Here is a 20,835-nt window from a genome sequence, read left to right as displayed (position 1 = left end):
CGCTATTTTTTAGCAATCGTATTTTTATTTTCTTTGGTGTCTTGCGGACCGAAAAGGTTTAGTTGTGGCCCGAAAAGAATTTGCAACACCACAGAAAAATCAGATACAAAAAATCCCATCGCGTTGATGGGATTTTCATTTTACGGCAATGCCACTTTCATTTGATTTTTTAGAATAGAAATATCGAGTTTGGAAACTTCTTCGCAATATTCGCCATCCACCTGAAAACTCACCGGCCGATTGGTTTCGATAAAGGCATTTTGGGTAGAAATAATTTTGACATCCCCACTTTCCACCGGAATATTTCCGGCTAAAATTTTGGTGAAAACCACAATATCCAAATTTTTCAAAATTACAATTTCAAAATTTCCGTCGTTCATTTTCCCGTCAGGATTGATAACCACTCCGGTTCCGTATTTTTGCGAATTGGCAATCACAATCATCCGTGCTTCGGTTTCAATGGTTTCATCATTGGCGGAAATTTTTGCCAAAAACGGACCATTTCTTTCCGCTAAAGTGGTAATCGCTTGCAAAGCATAGCCTAATTTCCCGCGAATAGAACTGTTTTCGTAATTTTTCACCAATTCGGCATTTAGACCAATGTCGCTCAAATGCAAACTTTTTTTACCGTTGATGCACACCATGTCCATTTCCATGGCATCATTTTCCATGGCAATTCTAATATTTTCCTGCATATCATCGGGCAAATCCAAATCTACTGCCAAACCGTTTGCCGAACCTGCGGGTAAAATTCCTATAATTATATCTGAATCATGCAAAGCTTCGGCCACCATTTTTATCGTGCCGTCGCCTCCCGCCACTAAAACTCGTTCGGCGTTTACTTTTTTTTGTAGTTCCAAAATGTTTTGGTCGTCATCATCTCCGGTAGTTTCATACACTTCCAAATCAATATTTTTTGAAGCGGCAAAATCGCTGACAGCCTCGATTAATTCGGCTTTATCTTCATCACCCGAAATTGGGTTTACCACTAACAAAACGGTTTTATTCGGTTTCATACTTTTTAATTTGCGACGATTTTTGTAAATTGTTGTATCGCAATCTAAATATACATCTTTTTTTTATGAAGCCAATCTTAAAATTATACCGCGGTTATGCAAACGATCAGGAGCTCATTGTGATGGGACATGTGTTTAAACCCACAACCAAAACTGATTACGATTTTCAGAAAAAAAATTTTAAGAATGCCGTTTCGGTAATTCGTATGTTTCGGATTAAAACCCAACAAAATGCGTCGGTTTATTTGGAACACAACGGTTTAAAAATTCACACCAAAACCTTAGACGACGGTTATTTTAAATTTTGCATTCCGCTGAATAAAGATTTGGCTTACGGCTGGAACGAATATCGGGTGAGCATTTACCACAATCAAAAGGAAATTTCCGTGAAAGGAATGTACATCAGGCCTTACGAAGGAGATTTGGGTTTTATCAGCGATATTGACGATACTTTTTTGGTTTCGCATACGCGTAATATTTTTAAAAAAATGTACATTTTATTGTTTAGAAATGTAAACGACCGCAAAATTTTTGAAGATGTTGTACCGCATTACCAAGCCTTGAGTTCTGCCGGAAGAGATAGCGATGCCGAGAAAAATGCGTTTTTTTATGTGTCGAGTAGCGAATGGAATTTATACCGTTTTATTACGAAATTTGCAGAGTTGCACGAATTGCCCAAAGCCGTTTTGCTTCTAAAAGACATTAAAACCAGTTTGATGGATTTTTTCTTTACAGGAAGAGGTGATCACGACCATAAATTTGACAAAATCAAACATATATTAGAGTTTTATCCGCATTTAAAATATGTTTTGCTTGGCGATGATTCCCAACACGATCCTTTTTTATACGAAGATATTTGTAAAATTTTTCCTATAACCGTAAAAGCTGTTTACATCCGTCAAACCGGAAGTTCGAAAAAACAAAAAGCCATTGACGCTCTAAAAAACATGGAAAGCATGGGAGTTGACACTTGTTATTTTAGAGAAAGCAGTGAAGCTTTGGCGCATTCTGAGAAAATTGGGATTATTTCGGAGAAAGTATAATTATCTTCTAAAAACATCTCGAAATTGATACAGTAATCTTTCGATCAATCGTAAATCTTCTGTCACGATATCTGCGGTTCCGGTCATTTCTTGTTGAAAAGCGATGTTTTTGTTGTAAGATGTTTTGAGTTTATTTGGCAAAGAAACATCTATTAAAATATTTCCTCCCTTGTCCGGAGTTAGCGAAATTGACTTTACTTTGCCTTTGATTACACCAAATTCACGGTCAGGGTAATTTGCCAATCGAATATTTACATCTTGATTTTCCTTAATCTTTCCTGAATTTTGAGCTTTGGCTTTCACTTTTCCAATAAAGCTATCTTCTTCACTCGGAATTATCGTGAAAACATTGTCTACCGCATTGATGGTTTGATTTTCTGTCCAAATTTGCAAAAATGACACGTTACCCTTGATAGATGACTTCAGTACATAGGCCAATTCCCAATCGGAAATTGCTTTCTTTAATTGCAATCCAAAAGCAGGGTCAGAAATTTGAATGAATTCAATCTGAGCCTTTCGAACTTTAATTTTGTAAAGAACCACATAATGGTCGTTGTTCCAATGTAAAATACAAGGTAATGGTGCCTAAGCTAATTTATCTAACGAAAGTTTAACTCCAAGTGTTCTAAAACCCAGTTGTTCTGCGGCGTCGCTTAACGATAATAAATTACTCCCTTCTCGGGTAGTTTCAGATAAGTGGCGAAGCTGCTGAATCTTAAGATTTTTACCGTAGTGTTTTGCGATAATTTTTAAACATGTAGGTCCGCAATCTTTGGAATCAGCTTGTTTATAGAAAGGGAAATTAGGCATTAATTTTTTTTAAGAGATGTATAAAAGGCACTTCCATCAATACAAATCGACTTCCCATCCAATCCCAATATTTTCTATTTGAAATTTTTTGCTTATTGGCGTAAGATTTATGTCAGATAAATTGTGCCAAGTATCACCTTGCCTAAAAATATTTCTGAAATAAGTTAACTGTTTGTTTACTTTATCTGTTACGATTATGTAAGGCATTAACAACCGATGATTCGGTTTGGTGTTTGATGATTCATTTGTTAGGTCAACATTCTGTTTGTCGCCAATATTTTCCAGAACCACAAAAAACCCTTCTTTTGGGATGTTGATGTATTTTTTTTTAAATCAATTTCAAAGTTGTCAGACAAGCCATGTGTGCCACCCACCAAATTCTGGATTCCATTTGTTTTCAATTCTGGATTTTCTTTTTGAAAATCCTTCAATGATTTCAATTTAGTCATAATATTAAAATTTAGTTAATATTATTGTTTGTTTACGCTTACTCCGTATTTTTTTTTCAATCTCCATATTTGCTAGTCAACAGAGTCCAATCCGACGGATTTTCTGACAGAATCGACCTTTTTTTCATCTATTAGTGGCATTAGTTTGTAGTCATCATCTCGATATGAACCATATAGTTGTTTTTTTTTCTCATTTATCAATTTTCGATCAACTCGTCCAGTAAATAAGCTAGGTTCACATTTTCCCTTTTTTGAAAGGTCTGTAAGAATTGGGAGATAAAAATTGAAAAAACTGGAATCTGCGACATGTTTGAAAAATCCACCTAGATTAACATAATTTTCGTCAAATCCACTTCCACCGATAACTCCCTTATGAGGGAAACCATACTTTTTAATTATGTTTCTTAGAGTAAAATCGTTAACATTATCTACCTCTCGCAATTTCTCTATATCGATGTGTTCTATCAATCGTACTTCTTGGTCCCGTCTCATAATTTCAGCAACCTGTTTCCGAATGTCAATTTTTATCTTCTTCCTGTATTTTTCAGAAAATAATTTTAAATCCGAGGAATTCCACCCGCTTAATCGAATTGACTCCATAAGTAGACTATCTGCTTCAAAATCAATAACTCTGCTTCCATATTTTTCAAATGAAGTTCGAACTAAGTCTTTTACATTTTTTGTATTATTTGTTGCTACGGAAGTAGCAATATATGCTTCATACTCGGAATATACCTCTCTATTAATAGGTTTAAACTTCTTAAACAGGCTATCTAAAATTATGTAGCTCTTTGCGTAGTCTCCCTCTAAATACAAACTATCTGCCTCATATACTTTTACATAATAAGGAATATAATTAACCTCACGGTCTAACTTGATTTTAGTTGTCTTACATGAAATTAGAGATAAACACGATAGAACTGCAAAAGCTACTTTTTTCAACGTTAATATTTTTATACAATTTTATTTAATAAACTTTTAAAAAACTATTCTCATCACGACTAATTTGTTAAAATTTAAAAATAATTCAATTATTGTTTATATTTGAAAGAATAAACACACAAGTTGAAAAATAAACACAATATGAACTTAGAATATAACATACGTGCCAACATTATTAAACTCCGAAAAACCAGCAAAATATCACAAGAACAAATGGCAGATGAGCTAAATATGTCACAATCACAATATAGCAAAATCGAAAAGGGGACTTAAAAATTAACTATCGATGTATTAAAGAAAATTAGACAAGCACTAAACGTAACTTTAGAAGAAATTATTAAATCTGAAATCATAATAAATAATCCAGAAAAATTAGTGATTCAGGACAGATTATCCTTATAGCATAGCCATAGCAAAGCCATGGATACTTTATGTTTTATCCCACTTTGTTAAAAACATTAACATTTAAGAAGAATAACCTAAAAATTTGATTACCCCTCCAACTCCAACTGTATCATTTCCCAATCTTCTAAAAGTTGGTCGAGGTCTTTTTTCTTTTTGTTGTAAGCGGTAAAAAACGCGGCATCTTCAATGTGTTTGTCGTAGTTTGAAGCCAACATTTTATCGTCGTTTTGGATATCGGTTTCCAACTGTTTGATTTGGCTTTCCACTTTACTCAACTTGTTTTGCAACGCCTTGTTTTTCTTTTGTTCTTCATACGAAAGCGATTTATTTTCCTTTGGAGCTTCGGTTTTCACCACGTCTTTCTTTTCCACTTCACGCATATTTTCGAGGTTGTGTTGTTCGAGGAAAAAATTAATATCGCCTAAATATTCTTTTATCTTTTGATCTTTAAATTCATACACAATATTCGACATTCCTTGCAAGAAATCACGGTCGTGAGAAACCAGCAAAAGCGTGCCTTCGTATTGTTGCAAAGCGGCTTTCAAAACATTTTTAGATTTGATATCTAAGTGGTTTGTAGGTTCATCCATCACCAAAACGTTAATTGGCTGAAGCAATAATTTACAAAGCGCCAATCGGTTTCGCTCACCTCCGGAAAGCACTTTTACCTTTTTTTCCACATCATCACCTCTAAACAAAAAAGCACCCAACATATCGCGAACTTTCGAGCGGTTAGAATCGTTTGCGGCATCTTGCATGGTTTGCAAAAGCGTGATTTCGCCGTCTAAATATTCGGCTTGGTTTTGGGCAAAATATCCCAATTGCACGTTATGTCCTAATTTGATGGTTCCGGTGTAATCGATGTCTTTTACAATGGCTTTGATAAAAGTGGATTTTCCTTGGCCATTTTGCCCCACAAAAGCAATTTTACTTCCTCTTTCCACCAAAAGCGAAATGTCTTTTAAAATGGTTTTGTCTCCGTATTTTTTGGTCACTTCTTCGGCTTCAACCACCACTCTACCTGGCGTTATTGAGACAGGAAAAGAAATATTCATCACCGAATTATCATCTTCGTCAACTTCAATTCGCTCTACTTTATCCAACTTTTTTATCAGCGATTGTGCCATCGAAGATTTCGTAGCACTATAACGGAAACGCTCGATTAATTTTTGGGTTTCCTCAATTTTTTTGGCTTGGTTTTTTTGTGTAGCCAATTGCTTTTCGCGAATTTCCTGACGCAATTCTAAATATTGTGAATACGGTTTGTTGAAATCGTAGGCTTTTCCTAGGGAAATTTCGATGGTACGATTGGTCACATTGTCCAAAAACATTTTATCGTGTGAAACAATCACCACGACACCCGGGAAGGTTTTGAGGAAATTTTCCAACCAAATAATCGACTCAATATCCAAGTGGTTGGTAGGTTCATCCAGAAGCAAAATATCGTTAGATTGCAAGAGTAATTTTGCCAATTCAATTCGCATTCGCCATCCGCCGGAAAAAGTTTCGGTTTGGTTGTTAAAATCTTCTCGTTTGAAACCCAAACCTAACAAAATTCGTTCGGTATTTCCTACATAATTGTAACCGTCGAGCAACTCAAACCGATGCGTCAAATCTGACAAATCTTCAATTAATTTTGAATAGGATTCACTTTCATAATCGGTTCTTTCTACCAACTGTTGGTTGATTTCTGCCAATCTTTTTTCTACAATTTTAATTTCTGTAAAAGCTTCATAGGCTTCCTCGAGAACGGTTCTACCTTGCTCAAAATCAATGTCTTGTCGTAAAAATCCAATTTTCACTTCTTTTTCGGTTGCAATGCTTCCGGAATCTGGCGCAATGTCTCTGGCTAAAATTTTAAGCATGGTTGATTTTCCCGCTCCATTTTTGCCAACAAGACCAACGCGATCTCCTGAATTTAGACGAAAAGTGATTTCTTCAAATAAATAAGTTCCTCCAAAAGAAACCGATAAATTGTGGATGTTTAACATGATTTGATGATTTGTAATGCGTAAATTTGTAGCATATTTACTACTCCTAAAATATTTTGCAAATGTTTAAAAAAGGAACCAAACTCAATAGCATTTTAACAGGAACGTGCCCGAAATGCCAAAATGAAAAAATGTACGTCAATCCTAATCCATTTGTTTTAACCGAAGTTTTCAAAATGCATGAGCATTGTGGACATTGTGGGCAAAAGTACAAAATTGAACCGTCATTTTTCTATGGTGCGATGTATGTAAGTTATGCAGTGGGAATCGCATTTGGTGTTGCAGCATTTATTGTTTCGTATTTTTTATTTAATAGCAATTTAAAAACAGCTTTTATTGCCATTATTGCCACTTTGGTCATTTTTATGCCGATTATCATGCGACTGTCAAGAAATATTTGGATTAACTTTTTTGTGGATTATGATCCAGCCGAAGCCAAAAAATAACTACCAAATAATTTTCTTGAATCTTTTGATATTGGCTTCAATATCAATTTCAATATTTTTTTCGATGGAATTATAAAGTTGAAGCGCCAAATGCGGTCCAATCATCACACCTCTTGTTCCCAAACCGTTTAAGATATGCACGTTTGCATGTTTTGGATGCGTTCCTGCCAAAGGTTTTCTATCTTTGGTAGTCGGGCGAATTCCGGCTACATGGTCCACGATTTCAAAATCTAATGAAACGATGGATTTTAAACTTTCCATCAATTCTTTTTTTCCTTCAACCGTTGGTTCGTTCGTTTTGTCGTCCCAATTGTAAGTAGCGCCAACTTTGTACAAATCGTTTCCCAAAGGCATGATAAAAACGGAAGATTTGATAACCGCATCGAGATTGAGGTTTGGAATTTTGACTAAAAGTAATTCGCCTTTGGTTCCTACAATGGGTAAATTATTAAAAAAAGGATTGTTTACCACCCCGAAACCTTCTGCAAACACAATATTTTTCGCCTGAATATTCTGGTATTGAACGTAGTCGGGAAAAATTTGCAATTCGGAAAATTGAAAAGAATTTTCTTGAAGGAAATTATTTTCTTTGAGCCAACTTTGATATTTTTTAAGTAACAAAGCGGTATCAACATATCCGGTTTTCAAGATTTCACCAAAACCAAAAGGAGCTGTAATTCCGTTATAATTTTTGTGAACAATTTCTGGCGAAAGAAAGTCCTCGAGGTCACGTTTGTCACTTGCATGGATGAAATCATTTTGTTCTTCGGCTGAAAATATTTTTCTAAAAATCCGAATGGGGATATTGACTTTTGTTCCTATCCTATTTTCAACAGCTTCATAAAACGAATCCAATAATTGCAATTGTTCGCTTGCTTTCCATGCTTTTGTATATCTTTTTAAAATAACAGCATTGTACATTCCACCGGCAACGGTAGAGGAATTCTGCGAATGATTATCAAACAGAATAATGGTTTTATTATTTTGAAGCGCGGTTTCGGCGAACGATATTCCTGCCAAACCCGAACCCACAATTATATAATCGATCATAATACAAAAATAAAAAACTCCCGCTGTTAAGCAGGAGTTTTACGTTGTAATTGGAGAAAATTTTGATTAATAATTCCACATATCTTGTTCGAAATTGCGGATATTATCTTTGATTCGTTCAGACTCGAGCAACTGCATTTGTGCGTTGTCTTTGATGTATTCTTCAATTTGTCTGTCGCCCATTACGTTTTCAACCTTGTAAATTGTAGCGTTAAAACGTCTTGAATTTAGCAAGTGGTCAAAAGTAATTGGCATTGCAGAATTTTTGTTGTTGAAAGCTTTTCCTTCATGCAAGACATCTCTTACAGCTGGGAAATAAACCCAAAACAATTCGATTAAATCTTCTTCTTCAGAACCCATTGTATAAACATCTGGAACTACAGGACAAATTCCTTGCATACGGTATTTCAATTCACCTTGACGTTTGTCAAAATACCAGTATCCTTTGATTTTATACCCTTTAACATCAGCCGGAAGAATATCAGTTCGAACAATATATTCTTCTGAAATTTGTTCACCAGCATTGTATTGTTCACGTCCAGCATCCGAAGTATCAATTTTAGACATTGACATCTCGATGTCCCTAAGTGTCTTTTTAGTAATAAAATAACTGTCATCATAAACTTCAGTAATTGTACCATCTTTCATACCGTCAACCAATGTTTGGTACAATGACTTTCTGCCTTCCCCAAGATTTCCTTCAACCGGAAAATACATTGGAAAATTGATTCTCTCGTCAAGATCAACAAACTCCCAAACCATTTTTCCCATTAATACATCACGATCGTGAACATATCCATACGGAAGTGGCTTGTCGTTATCCGACTCTAATTGAGCGGCAGTTTTTTTCCCGATATCCTCAGGAGTTTTTGCATTAAGTAAGTTTGACTGTGCAAAACCAGTTGCGGTAACTAAACCGAATGCAATCATTAATGAAAATTTTCTCCAATTCATTTTTTTAATCTTATTAGTCTTTAGAGTGTATAACTCAAACTTTAATAAATTATTGTGTGATTTCGTATGCAACCGGTGCTGTTTTAGGCAACATGATTGTACTTCCTACTAATTTTGTCTTGATTTCAGAAATCACTACAACATCACCTCTACTTGCTTTTTGAACAGCAGCCTTAGCACGAGCGTCTAACTTATTACCAGAAACAACGATAGTAGGCTGTCCAGGAACTTTAATATTAAATCCAACCACATCTAGGTTTACATCAAAATCAAAATCCTCCAAAATTGCATTTACAGTTTGTACTTCAAGGTTAGATTTTGGACCTTTAACGGTACCTGTTTCTTTACCTCTTAAAGCACCTGTTGGTCCAGGAATATTTTTGATGCGGAAAAGTTTTTTATCACTTGCTGTTTTACCGTCAGACATTTTACCTGTAACATTAATTACAACTTCACGTCCTGCTCCAGGTCTCATTATATATTTCCCTGAACCACCAGCCTTGCTTAATCCAGCTGCAGATGCATTTACATTGTTGTCAGAAATACCAGCAAATGAAATTGTAATTGGGTTATCAACACCACGGTACACCACGTTCATTTTATCAGCAGAAATAGTAGCTGAGTTTGGACGCGGAACTACTACGTATTTTCCTTGGAATTTCAACGGAATAGTTTTTCCATCTTCCACGAAAGTAAATTGACCGTTAATGTTTTGTTCTCCAATACCACCTGCAGTCATTCTAATTACAGCTTGCCCGTTTTCTAGTTTTCCAGGACCTTGGAAAGAAGTTGGTTTAGTATTTTCGTCATATCGACCTAACACTACTTTACCAGTTACCGCTTCACCTTGGAAATAAGCATTTTTGTCTAAAACAACAATCGCTTGGTAGTTGCTGTAAGAAGCCGCTTGAACCGCAGCTTTACCTAAAGCAGCATTGATTACATCAGTTTCCGCTTTTTTAGCATCGTTTTGCCAAGCAGAAATCTTCGCAACTGAAGCTACCTGAGGATATCCTTTAAAGTGGTAATCTAAAAATTTGACTTTAATACCTTCTCTGTTGGCAACATCAGCAGTGCTGAAAGTTTCGTCAACTTGTTTTAAAATTGCTGCATATTTTTTTTCAGTTCCTAAAGCAGCTTTCATTTCTGCTTTGTAACTTTCGATAGCTGCGATAACTGCATTTCCTCTTGGAGTATAATTATCTCCAACGAATAAAGCATTGTCTAAGTTGTCAGCTTTATCTTGAATTTCGTAGTTTGTTGCATCTTCAGCATCTGTTCCTTTTGAAGCATCCGCTTTTAGACCTCCTAAGAAATCATAGAATTTTTTAGTAGCTGCTTCCACTTTATGAGCTGTTGCCGCAGCAGCAGCAAACTCTCCACCAGCTTCGCTTGCTTTAGCATCTAAAGCCTGCATCATCGATTGGTTATTTTCGATAGCTGATTTATTTGAAACTTCAAATTTTTCGTTCATCAATCCGAAAGCAGATAAAACTTCTTTCGACATGTTCATTGCCAACATTGCGATGAAAACCAGATACATCAGGTTAATCATCTTCTGTCTAGGGGTTAATTTTCCTCCTGCCATTGTGTGTTTATTAGTTTACTTTTTTAATTAATAATTGAGTGATAAACTAATTAACCTCTGTTGCTCATTGCAGATAACATACCTCCATAAACGTTGTTCAAAGAAGCAATGTTAGAGCTCATTAATTGCATTTGTTCTTTCAATTTAGCAGCGTTGTCAGCGATTTCTTTGTTAGCTTCAGCGTTTCTAGAAGCGCTATCCAATTGTACTTTGTAAAGACCATTAAGTGCTTCTAGAGAAGCAGCTGCATTAGTCATTTCGTCAGCATATTTTCTTTGAGAAGCGATAGCATCTACTGTTGGCGCCATGTTTTTAGCTGCACCTTCAAAATTTTTGATAGAATTTCCTAAAGAAGCCATCAAATCACCGTCAATTTTAGCCTCTTTCAACAAGTTGTCTAATTTTTGAGATAATAGTCCTTGAGCTTCAGTAGGGTTTTCTTTTTTCAATTCTCTCTTTTTAGCTTCGCCACCTGCTAGCTCAGGATATACCAATGACCAATCTAATTCTTGATCTACTGGTTCGAACGCCGAAATAGCAAAGATCAAAGCCTCAGTAATCAAACCAATCGATAACATTAACGTTCCATTTAAAGGTCCGATTTCAAAGTGAGTGATTTTGAATAACGCTCCGATAATTACAACTGCTGCACCCATACCGTAAGCGAAGTTCATTGCTTTTTTGCTTAAAATTGCCATAATAAATAATAGTTTTTAGTTAGTTAAGAAATATAAATAGTTAAAAGTTGGTTACAAATTATCGTGCTGTGTTTCCTGTGTTTTGAGTTCCCATGTAATCTTGAACTGTTCTGAAACCGATAAAGCTTCTGGCAGAATCTGCGTATTCAAAATCACGAGTACTAACTTGTAAGAAATAAGCAACATCTTTCCAAGAGCCACCACGTATCACTTTACGTTGGTTTTTTACATCTGGGATATTCGGGTTCATGGTTGAAACATATTCATAAGCTGCAGCATCGTAAGAAGTATTTGTCCATTCTGCTACGTTACCAGCCATATTGTAAAGATTATAATCGTTCGGATCATAAGATTTTGCTTCTACTGTATATAAAGCACCATCTGCCGCATAATCTCCACGGTTTGGTTTAAAGTTTGCCAAGAAACAACCTCTGTCGTTTTTAGCGTATGGACCACCCCAAGGGAAAGTTCCTGACTCTAGACCACCTCTTGCAGCATATTCCCATTCTGCTTCACTTGGTAAACGGAAAGAGTTGATTTGGTTTCTACCTTTTTTCTTTGATTTGATGAATGCATTTTTATAAAGCGTTCTCCAAGCACAAAAAGCTTTCGCTTGTTTATGACTTACACCCACAACTGGATAATCGTCATACGCTTGATGCCAAAAATAATCATTATGCATTGGCTCATTGTAAGAATAAGCAAAGTCTTTAATCCAAACGGTTGTATCAGGATAAATTTCTATTGGCTCAGTTTTTTTGTAGAAATCTTTTCTTCCTTTTACTTTAACAGCTTCGTTAAGGTTTACTTCAGAATAACGGAATTTCAATTTAGAAACATCAATTGTTCTTAAACCATTATACGATTCTGCTGCAGGCAAATACATTGAATCCATCACCTCAACATAATATTCATCCGGATATTTTTGAGGATCAGTGATTAATTTAGCCTTTTTATTGATTTTTCTTCCCGCATACGGATCATCACCTGTACCTAAACTATAGTAATTTTCATACATATATTTGTCGTAAGGAGACATTGTTGCAGGATCTGTATCATCAAATGCAAATTCACCAATTCCACCGCTTCCAGCCGTTTGACCGAAATCTTCGGCGGCTATTGCCAAACGCATTCTGATTGTAGAATCTTTTACCCATTCTACAAATTGCTTGTATTCGCTATTTGTAATCTCGGTTTCATCCATGTAAAAAGCACGAACGGTAACCGTTTTGGTTGGAGCATCCTGCACGTTAGCTAAATCGTCATCCGATTTACCCATTATAAAAGCACCTCCAGGAACTAAGGTCATGCCGTAGGGTTTCTCCGGATGCCACTTTTTGCCTTTAACACCTACCAATTCCCCTTTATCGCTGGAGCCACAGCTGGATAAAATTGACGCTAATGCTGCAAATGCAATGAACTTCTTCATATAAATTTGGGTTATTATAAATTCTTTAATTTTTAAGGGCGTAAACCTATCTATAATTTTTTTAAAAAGCAATTTTTTTTTCAAAAATTGCTTAATCAAACTATAATATTTAAATAAACTTTTGTTAAAAAAAATATTTAAGGTTTTTATGCCGACAATCTATTCCGTTAAACTACGTTTTTTCGCTGAGCTTTCCACCATCTTTCCGGGATTTCAGCCGAGCATGCACCTAAATAATCTTCATGTGTGCAAGGTAATAACGTATTTCTTTTTAATTTATTATTAACATTTGAAAGAAAAGGTATTTCAATCCACCATCTTTCTGTCTTATTGCTTTTGTAAAAAACTAATTCTTCTTCGTCCAAAGGAACAATATACTTGGTGTAATGGTCTCTGGTTCCGAAAGGATATTCATTAGACCGATAATGGTAACCTTCGATAAAATACCACAAGATCTGCGCAATTAATACAGCTTCTTGTTTTGAATTATTATGATTAAATATACCAAAAACCGAAACTTTATCACTAATTCCGGCATATCTGGCTAAAGAACATATCTCTTTTCCATTAAATCCGTTGGGTGTAAATGTAACAAAATTACCCGAATCACAAGATTTTACTGACGTTAAATCTAAACTCACAATATCGGCATCACGAAAAACAGGCTCTGCAATAGAGATATTACTGGAAACTTCTCCCAAACGATAAGCGTCAAAAAATAATTTTTCGGTCAGGTCGATTTCTTCTTGCGAGTTGTAGTAGGTTTGATAACCTACATTACTAAAGTTAAACAGATTATTTGGCTCTTCGACTATTATTTTTGTCAAATACGAATTAGAAGTTAACTTTTCTGCTTTTCCGAAATCAAATTTACTATCAATAGCCACTAAATTCACCATTTGTTCTAATTGATCAAAACCTCTGTAAATGGGATACGTCAAATCTTGCGAACCACCAATAATAATCGGGATAATTTTATTTTTAAGAAGAAATGCTACTGTTGTTTTTACAGCAAAATAAGTATCTTCTACAGAATTTCCGGGCAAAATATTCCCTAAGTCAGCAATTGAAGCCTCCCAATTTCCTGGAAAAAGACTATAAAATTCTTTTCTAATGTGCGACAACTTGGTGTTTTCGTGCTCTAAATGTGCGCCTCGATTTTCCTTAACGCCAAAAATGGCAATTTTTATTTTATTCAAATCCGGAAAATCTTCATCAGTATGTAAAACCACTTTACTTCCCAGATGTTGCGAAGTCAAGTTTTTAATGGTTGCGACAGTTTCCGAATCAAGCGGTGAAAGAAAATCGAATTCCATTTGTTATTTCTTTTTAGCAGTAGTTTTTTTCTTAGCTGCAGATTTTGTTTCGGTTGTTTTTTTTGCCGTTGTTTTTTTTGCTGCTGTTTTTTTTGCCGGCGTTTTTTTCTCAATCAAATCTTTAATCTCATCAAGCGTCATGGCAGTTGCATCAACGTCTTTACTCAACTCAATTTTAATTTTCCCCTTAGTAATCACCGATCTTCCCCAACGCGCTTTTTCAACCTTAATTCCTTCATCTTCCCAATGATGAATCACTTTATCGATATCTTTTTGCAGTTTATCTTCAATTAATTCAATAATATCCGTTTGAGAAAGATTATCAAAGTTATATTTCTTATTCACGTTGATAAACATGCCGTTCCATTTGATAAAAGGTCCAAAACGCCCCACTCCCTTTTGAACGGGTTCATTTTTATAAGTAGCAATTGGTGCATCGGCTTGCTCTTTTTCGGCAATCAATTCTTTGGCACGTTCAAAAGTTACATCCAAAGGATCTTCGCCTTTCGGCAACGAAATAAATGTTTTACCAAACCGCACGTAAGGACCAAAACGGCCGTTGTTCACTTCCACTTCCTCTCCTTTATGTGTTCCTAAATTTTTAGGTAGCAAAAATAAATTTAAGGCTTCTTCTAAAGTAATCGTGCCGATATTTTGGTCAGATTTTAAGCTGGCAAAAGATTTTTCTTCGTCATCTGGTTCGCCAATTTGTGCCATCGGACCAAATTTCCCTAAACGAACACTGACTGGTTTCCCGGTTTTCGGGTCTTTTCCTAAAATTCTCTCGCCTGATTCTCTTTCGGCATTGGCTTCAACATCTTTTACCGTAGGATGAAATTCGTTATAAAATTCCTGCATCATTTTTGCCCAATTCATGTTTCCTTCGGCAATTTCATCAAAATCCTGCTCAACTTTTGCAGTAAAATTATAATCTAAAATTCGTTCGAAATTTTTCACCAGAAAGTCCGTAACAATCGTCCCAATATCCGTTGGAACCAACTTTCCTTTATCAGAACCAGTTGTTTCAGTCAGCAATTTTTCACGTAACTTTCCAGATTCCAATGTTAATTGTGTGTAATTTCTTTCAACACCTTCCAAACTACCTTTTTCTACATAATTTCTGTTGATAATGGTAGAAATTGTTGGTGCATATGTTGAAGGACGGCCAATTCCTAATTCTTCTAATTTTTTTACCAAAGAAGCTTCGGTGTATCTTGAAGGCGGACGAGAATATCTTTCGGTTGCCGTGATATAACTATTGAGCAATTTTTCACTAATTTTTAAAGCCGGAAGCATCCCTTCTTGCTCTTCATCTTCATCATCGTTTCCTTCCAAATACACTTTTAAGAAACCTTCAAAAAGCAACACTTCTCCCGTAGCAGAAAAAATTTCGGGATGATTATTGGCTTCAATCTTCACATTGGTACGTTCTAATTCGGCATCAGCCATTTGCGAAGCTAAAGTTCTTTTCCAAATTAAATCATACAAACGCGCCTGATCACGATCCACATTTACCGTATGAAGCGACATATCCGTAGGACGGATAGCCTCGTGTGCTTCTTGAGCTCCTTTACTTTTTGTGGTAAAATTTCGAGGTTTAGAAAATTCTTTTCCGTAAGAACGAACAATTTCGGCTTGTGCAGCATTCATCGCCTCTTGTGAAAGATTTACACTATCGGTTCTCATATAAGTGATCAAACCGGCTTCATATAACCTTTGTGCCAATTGCATGGTAATCCCAACCGGAAGGTATAATTTCCTAGCGGCTTCCTGTTGTAATGTAGAAGTTGTGAAAGGTGCTGCTGGCGATTTTTTGGTAGGTTTTGTCTCGAGATCCGCTACTTTATAAGTTGATCCTATATTTTTTTGCAAAAAATCCTCAGCTTCTTTTTTAGTATTAAAATTTTTTGGAAGTTTTGCTTTAAACGTCTTACCCGCTTCATTTGAAAATTCTGCTGTAACCGAATATGTGGCAACGGCATTGAAATTCTGGATTTCGCGTTCGCGTTCCACAATTAATCTTACCGAAACCGACTGAACCCGTCCAGCCGAGAGTCCGCCTTTAATTTTTCGCCATAAAACAGGAGAAAGCTCATAACCTACTAAACGATCTAAAACCCGTCTTGCTTGTTGTGCATCTACTAAATCATAATTGATATCACGTGGATTTTCGATTGCTTTTTGAATAGCAGATTTAGTAATTTCATGAAACACAATACGTTTGGTGCGTTTTTTATCCAGTTTTAATTCTTCCGCCAAGTGCCAAGAAATAGCTTCTCCCTCGCGGTCTTCATCACTTGCCAACCAAACCGTTTCGGCATTTTTTGATAAATCTTTGAGTTTTTTCACCAAAGCTTTTTTATCCGGAGAAACTTCATATTTAGGTTTAAAACCGTGTTCTACATCTACACCAATTTCTTTTGAAGGAAGATCCGCAATGTGACCGTAGCTCGATTCTACTTGAAACTCTTTTCCTAAAAATTTCTCTATGGTTTTTGCCTTGGCAGGCGACTCAACAATTACTAAATTTTTTGCCATATCATTTTTTCTATCTGAGGCAAAAGTAGGCAAATTTTTAAATCTTCATTTATAATTTAATTTTATACCTTAATATATATACCATATTGAAAGACTCAAAATCTTGTTTTATCACTAATTATAAACGCTTTAGTCTTTAGATAAAAAATAAAAAAAAGTTGTGTTTATAAAAATTAATATTACCTTTGCACTCGAAAAGGAAAAACCTTTCTACATAAAAATCATTAAAATAATATTGGCATGTACTTAACTAAAGAAGTAAAAGAGCAAATCTTCGCAAAACACGGTGGAGCTGCTACAAACACTGGATCTGCTGAGGGGCAAATCGCTTTGTTCACACACAGAATCAGTCATTTAACTGAGCATTTGAAAAAAAATCGTCACGACTACAATACTGAGCGTTCGCTTGTTCTTTTGGTAGGTAAAAGAAGAAGCTTGCTTGATTATCTTAAAAAGAAAGATATCAATAGATATCGTGAGATTATCAAAGAATTGGGTATCAGAAAATAATTCGATACAAAAAAGAGGTGCAAACGCGCCTCTTTTTGTTTTATAAAATATTGCCGAAAAAAGTTTGGTTTTTCATTGGGTTTTAGACAACTACACAACAACAACACACAACAACACAACTAAAACCCATTGTTTAATCAAAAAGAAAGAAATTTATGATTCCACAAGTTTCAAAAGAAATTATCGATTTGGGAGATGGACGAAGCATCTCAATCGAAACAGGGAAATTGGCAAAACAAGCAGATGGTTCAGTAGTTGTTCAAATGGGCAACGCCATGCTTTTAGCAACTGTAGTATCAGCAAGAACAGCCGCTCCTGGAATTGATTTTTTACCTTTGACGGTAGATTATCGCGAAAAATTTGCAGCAGCAGGACGTTTTCCTGGCGGATTTTTCAAACGAGAAGCAAGACCAAGTGATGCAGAAGTATTGACAATGCGTTTGGTTGACCGCGTTTTGCGTCCGCTTTTCCCGGACGATTACCATGCCGAAACGCAAGTAATGATCCAATTAATGTCTCATGACGAAGAAGTGATGCCGGATGCTTTAGCTGGATTGGCCGCTTCTGCAGCATTAGCGGTTTCAGACATTCCGTTTTCAACATTGATTTCTGAAGTTCGTGTAGCCAGAATTGACGGAAAATTTATCATCAACCCAAGCAAATCACAATTAGAACAATCAGACATTGATATGATGATTGGTGCTTCAAAAGATTCCATTGCGATGGTTGAAGGAGAAATGAAAGAAATTTCTGAAAAAGACATGGTTGAAGCCATTAAATTTGCGCACGAAGCCATCAAAAATCAGATTGTTGCTCAAGAGAAATTAAAAGCAGCTTTAGGAAAAGAAATTCGTACTTATGAAGAAGAACGTAATGATGAAGCGATAAAAGCAAAGGTTTACGAACTTTCTTATGATAAATATTTTGCAATCGCTCAAGAAAGTTCTGCAAAACATGAACGTTCGGAAAAATTCAGCGTTATTAAAGATGAAGTTAAAGCTGCTTTTACCGAAGAAGAATTACTTGAAAATGCAGATTTAATCAGCAAATATCTTTACAAATCTCAAAAAGAAGCCGTTAGAAACGTAATCTTAGATTTAGGAATTCGTCTTGACGGAAGAAAAACAACCGAAATCAGGCCAATCTGGTGTGAAATTGATTATTTACCGTCTGTTCACGGATCTTCAATTTTTACAAGAGGAGAAACTCAGGCTTTGGCAACGGTAACTTTAGGAACTTCAAGAGAAGCTAACGTAATTGATTTACCTTCAGATCAAGGTGAGGAAAAATTTTACTTACATTATAATTTCCCTCCTTTCTCAACTGGGGAAGCAAAACCTTTGAGAGGAACATCAAGAAGAGAAGTTGGTCACGGAAACTTAGCACAACGTGCTTTGAAAAACATGATTCCAGCGGAAAATCCTTACACAATTCGTGTGGTTTCTGAAGTTTTAGAATCTAACGGTTCGTCATCAATGGCAACAGTTTGTGCCGGAACACTTGCTCTAATGGATGCTGGAGTTCAAATGACAAAACCAGTTTCTGGAATTGCAATGGGATTAATTTCTGATGAAAAAACTGGAAAATGGGCTGTATTGTCTGATATTTTAGGAGACGAAGATCACCTTGGAGATATGGACTTTAAAGTAACCGGAACTGCTGACGGAATTACCGCTTGCCAAATGGATATTAAAATTGAAGGTTTGGCATACGATATCATGGAAAAAGCTTTGGAACAAGCAAGAGATGGACGTCTTCATATTCTTGACAAAATCACCGAAGTAATTGCACAACCAAAAGCAGAAGTAAAACGTCATGCACCAAAAATCATTACCAGAACCATTCCTGGAAACTTTATTGGAGCGTTAATTGGACCTGGTGGAAAAGTGATTCAAGAACTACAAAAAGCAACCGGAACTACAATTGTAATCAACGAAGTTGACGAGCAAGGAGTTGTAGAAATTTTAGGTACTTCGCCAGAAGGAATTGATGCTGTGTTGGCAAAAATCGATTCCATTATTTTCAAACCACAAATGGGCGAAACTTACGAAGTAAAAGTAATTAAAATGCTTGATTTTGGAGCCGTGGTGGAATATACTGCAGCACCAGGAAACGAAGTATTGCTTCACGTATCTGAATTGGCTTGGGAAAGAACCGAAAATGTTGCCGATGTTGTGAAATTGGGCGATGTTTTTGAAGTGAAGTATTTAGGACTTGATCCTAAAACTAGAAAAGAAAAGGTTTCTAAAAAAGCTTTACTACCAAGACCTCCAAGAGATGAAAACCGTCCGCCACGAGATGAAAACAGACCTCCTCGTAATGAAAATCGTCCACCACGTGAGGACATAAAAGAAAATTAATTTTTTAAATAAAGGTTAATTCACCTAAACCCCCGTTTCATTCAGTTGAAGCGGGGGTTTTAAATTAGTTTAAAAATTCCAGCTTCCGGAAATTCCAAAGTTCAAAGACGAACTTCCGAAATTATTTTCGACCTTTGAATTAAAAAAATCATAAGGCGAATAATGATAACTGCAATGCACTCCAAAACCATAATACATTATTTTCAAACCTTGCGTGACCGCAAAAGTATTTAGAGTCGGTTTTAAATCTTTGTAGGCGTCACCATCGGGTTTGGTGTAATGTAAATATTTCCAACCCAAACCAGTATTTGTTTCAATGTGAAAATTTTCGTTCTTAGATTGTACTAGAAATCTCGAATACCGAAAACCCAGCAAAAATGAAGTTTTACTTCCTTCTAAATTTAAGATTTCATCGCCAAATTGATAATTCACATTTTTTCCACTAATAATACCTCCCAATTCCGCACCAAAATCGATAAACTGTCGTTTGGCTACTTTGGTTCTCATATAAAAAGCGGTATTAATCGAACTTTGGTATTTATCTGACAAATTTCCGAGTGGAATGCCATAACTAATTTCCAAAATATTGCGTTTGTACAAATCGATTTTCGGGAAAACAATCGTGTCTTGAGCATTCATCTGAAACGCAATCAAAACAAAAAATAGCCATTTATTCATTGGGTAAAAGTTTAAAATTAGCATTTGAATGATAAGAAAATCCCGCTCCAAAAAGCAGCAACATTCCTTCGTTTACGTTGTGTTTTCTAAACATAACTTGATTTTCATCTGGCAAATAAATCGTGTATTTCGTCATTTCTTTTGTGATAAAAAGCACTGGAAACGAAACGGTTTCATAATTGGTGTAAAACACAAATCTTCTGCGGTATCGTTGTCCCGGAATTATTAATACCACCGATTTTTCATTTAAACAATTAAATTTTAGCTGTAATTCTTTTTCAAAAATTGCAATGTGAATCGGTTTTGAATAATCAATATTATCGATGTTTGACAAGTTTTTTAGCAAACTACTCGTGAGGATTCTATCATCATGAGTATTCTTAATTGTGTCCAAAACATCAAAAAATCGTCCTGAAAAATTTTTCGACATTCGTCTAAAGTTGTCTTTGTTGATTTCTTCTCGCACGCTACACGAAGAAACGCACATGGCGAGAACCAAAACATTTATGATTTTAAAAAGTTTTTTCATAATCATCTAATTAAAATTTTAAACCAAAATTATTGCAGTAAACACAAATTGTGTCGCTACAATCAATTAAAAAATTTTATACA

The 20,835-nt window shown here is 35.6% G+C and carries 19 protein-coding genes and 1 pseudogene; 5 read left to right on the top strand and 15 right to left on the bottom strand.

Annotated elements, in window-relative coordinates:
• Positions 1-140 precede the first annotated feature (140 nt).
• Positions 141-1,016 (bottom strand): diacylglycerol/lipid kinase family protein, encoded by an 876-nt coding sequence (locus tag GV828_RS06145; RefSeq protein ID WP_166536607.1) that lies wholly within the window; start codon positions 1,014-1,016, stop codon positions 141-143.
• Between the two features lie 65 nt (positions 1,017-1,081).
• On the opposite strand from GV828_RS06145, the gene GV828_RS06140 reads away from it, so the two are divergent.
• On the top strand, positions 1,082-2,059 hold the full coding sequence (locus GV828_RS06140) for an App1 family protein (protein ID WP_166536606.1): 978 nt from the start codon (positions 1,082-1,084) through the stop codon (positions 2,057-2,059).
• Here the strand turns inward: GV828_RS06140 and GV828_RS13170 are convergent, their stop codons facing one another.
• The 4 genes and pseudogenes from GV828_RS13170 to GV828_RS06120 form a co-directional block, all read right to left on the bottom strand.
• Positions 2,060-2,497, bottom strand: a complete 438-nt coding sequence (locus GV828_RS13170) for an HlyD family secretion protein (RefSeq protein ID WP_317163813.1) — start codon at positions 2,495-2,497, stop codon at positions 2,060-2,062.
• Between the two features lie 30 nt (positions 2,498-2,527).
• Positions 2,528-2,869, bottom strand: a pseudogene (locus GV828_RS13165) (cysteine peptidase family C39 domain-containing protein); the annotation flags it as partial.
• 36 nt (positions 2,870-2,905) lie between these two features.
• Positions 2,906-3,160 carry a hypothetical protein gene (locus GV828_RS06130; protein WP_208103147.1) on the bottom strand — a complete coding sequence of 85 codons (255 nt, stop codon included), beginning with the start codon at positions 3,158-3,160 and terminating at the stop codon, positions 2,906-2,908.
• A gap of 230 nt (positions 3,161-3,390) precedes the next feature.
• Positions 3,391-4,260: a hypothetical protein gene (locus tag GV828_RS06120; protein WP_166536603.1), complete on the bottom strand. Its 870-nt coding sequence runs from the start codon at positions 4,258-4,260 to the stop codon at positions 3,391-3,393.
• A gap of 141 nt (positions 4,261-4,401) precedes the next feature.
• On the opposite strand from GV828_RS06120, the gene GV828_RS13295 reads away from it, so the two are divergent.
• On the top strand, positions 4,402-4,533 hold the full coding sequence (locus GV828_RS13295; protein WP_166536602.1) for a helix-turn-helix domain-containing protein: 132 nt from the start codon (positions 4,402-4,404) through the stop codon (positions 4,531-4,533).
• 218 nt (positions 4,534-4,751) lie between these two features.
• Here GV828_RS13295 and GV828_RS06110 read toward each other — a convergent pair whose 3' ends face one another.
• Complete coding sequence (locus GV828_RS06110) at positions 4,752-6,656, bottom strand: ABC-F family ATP-binding cassette domain-containing protein (protein ID WP_166536601.1); 1,905 nt, start codon at positions 6,654-6,656, stop codon at positions 4,752-4,754.
• Between the two features lie 62 nt (positions 6,657-6,718).
• Here GV828_RS06110 and GV828_RS06105 point away from each other — a divergent pair, with 62 nt between their 5' ends.
• Positions 6,719-7,102: a DUF983 domain-containing protein gene (locus GV828_RS06105; protein ID WP_166536600.1), complete on the top strand. Its 384-nt coding sequence runs from the start codon at positions 6,719-6,721 to the stop codon at positions 7,100-7,102.
• Here the strand turns inward: GV828_RS06105 and GV828_RS06100 are convergent, their stop codons facing one another.
• The 7 genes from GV828_RS06100 to topA all read right to left on the bottom strand — a co-directional run bounded on the left by GV828_RS06100 (position 7,103) and on the right by topA (position 16,675).
• Complete coding sequence (locus GV828_RS06100) at positions 7,103-8,152, bottom strand: NAD(P)/FAD-dependent oxidoreductase (protein ID WP_166536599.1); 1,050 nt, start codon at positions 8,150-8,152, stop codon at positions 7,103-7,105.
• A gap of 66 nt (positions 8,153-8,218) precedes the next feature.
• Positions 8,219-9,106, bottom strand: a complete 888-nt coding sequence (porN, locus tag GV828_RS06095; protein ID WP_166536598.1) for a type IX secretion system ring subunit PorN/GldN — start codon at positions 9,104-9,106, stop codon at positions 8,219-8,221.
• A gap of 49 nt (positions 9,107-9,155) precedes the next feature.
• Positions 9,156-10,694 (bottom strand): type IX secretion system motor protein PorM/GldM, encoded by a 1,539-nt coding sequence (gene porM, locus GV828_RS06090; protein WP_166536597.1) that lies wholly within the window; start codon positions 10,692-10,694, stop codon positions 9,156-9,158.
• A gap of 50 nt (positions 10,695-10,744) precedes the next feature.
• Positions 10,745-11,392, bottom strand: coding sequence for a type IX secretion system motor protein PorL/GldL (gene porL / locus GV828_RS06085; RefSeq protein ID WP_166536596.1), 648 nt, complete (start codon positions 11,390-11,392; stop codon positions 10,745-10,747).
• A gap of 58 nt (positions 11,393-11,450) precedes the next feature.
• Positions 11,451-12,821, bottom strand: a complete 1,371-nt coding sequence (gene porK, locus GV828_RS06080) for a T9SS ring complex lipoprotein PorK/GldK (RefSeq protein ID WP_166536595.1) — start codon at positions 12,819-12,821, stop codon at positions 11,451-11,453.
• A gap of 167 nt (positions 12,822-12,988) precedes the next feature.
• Entirely contained in the window at positions 12,989-14,137 is a 1,149-nt protein-coding gene (locus GV828_RS06075; RefSeq protein WP_166536594.1) for a formimidoylglutamase, read from the bottom strand.
• Positions 14,138-14,140: 3 nt separating this feature from the next.
• A complete protein-coding gene (topA, locus tag GV828_RS06070; RefSeq protein ID WP_166536593.1) occupies positions 14,141-16,675 on the bottom strand; it encodes a type I DNA topoisomerase in 2,535 nt (844 codons plus the stop codon).
• Positions 16,676-16,915: 240 nt separating this feature from the next.
• Here topA and rpsO point away from each other — a divergent pair, with 240 nt between their 5' ends.
• Positions 16,916-17,185: a 30S ribosomal protein S15 gene (gene rpsO / locus GV828_RS06065; protein ID WP_166536592.1), complete on the top strand. Its 270-nt coding sequence runs from the start codon at positions 16,916-16,918 to the stop codon at positions 17,183-17,185.
• A 155-nt stretch (positions 17,186-17,340) separates the two neighbouring features.
• The gene (locus GV828_RS06060) at positions 17,341-19,545 is read left to right on the top strand and encodes a polyribonucleotide nucleotidyltransferase (RefSeq protein ID WP_166536591.1); all 2,205 of its coding nucleotides are present in this window, start codon (positions 17,341-17,343) and stop codon (positions 19,543-19,545) included.
• A 69-nt stretch (positions 19,546-19,614) separates the two neighbouring features.
• On the opposite strand, the gene GV828_RS06055 is transcribed toward GV828_RS06060, so the two are convergent.
• The gene (locus tag GV828_RS06055) at positions 19,615-20,223 is read right to left on the bottom strand and encodes a hypothetical protein (protein ID WP_166536590.1); all 609 of its coding nucleotides are present in this window, start codon (positions 20,221-20,223) and stop codon (positions 19,615-19,617) included.
• Positions 20,216-20,758 carry a hypothetical protein gene (locus tag GV828_RS06050; protein WP_208103146.1) on the bottom strand — a complete coding sequence of 181 codons (543 nt, stop codon included), beginning with the start codon at positions 20,756-20,758 and terminating at the stop codon, positions 20,216-20,218. The genes GV828_RS06055 and GV828_RS06050 overlap by 8 nt, the downstream gene beginning before the upstream one ends.
• Positions 20,759-20,835 lie beyond the last annotated feature (77 nt).

Origin of the sequence: Flavobacterium ichthyis (assembly GCF_009915155.1) — a bacterium.
Classification (GTDB): domain Bacteria; phylum Bacteroidota; class Bacteroidia; order Flavobacteriales; family Flavobacteriaceae; genus Flavobacterium; species Flavobacterium ichthyis.
Note: the sequence above shows the minus strand (reverse complement) of the source record. Positions and strands in the feature narration are given on the sequence as shown.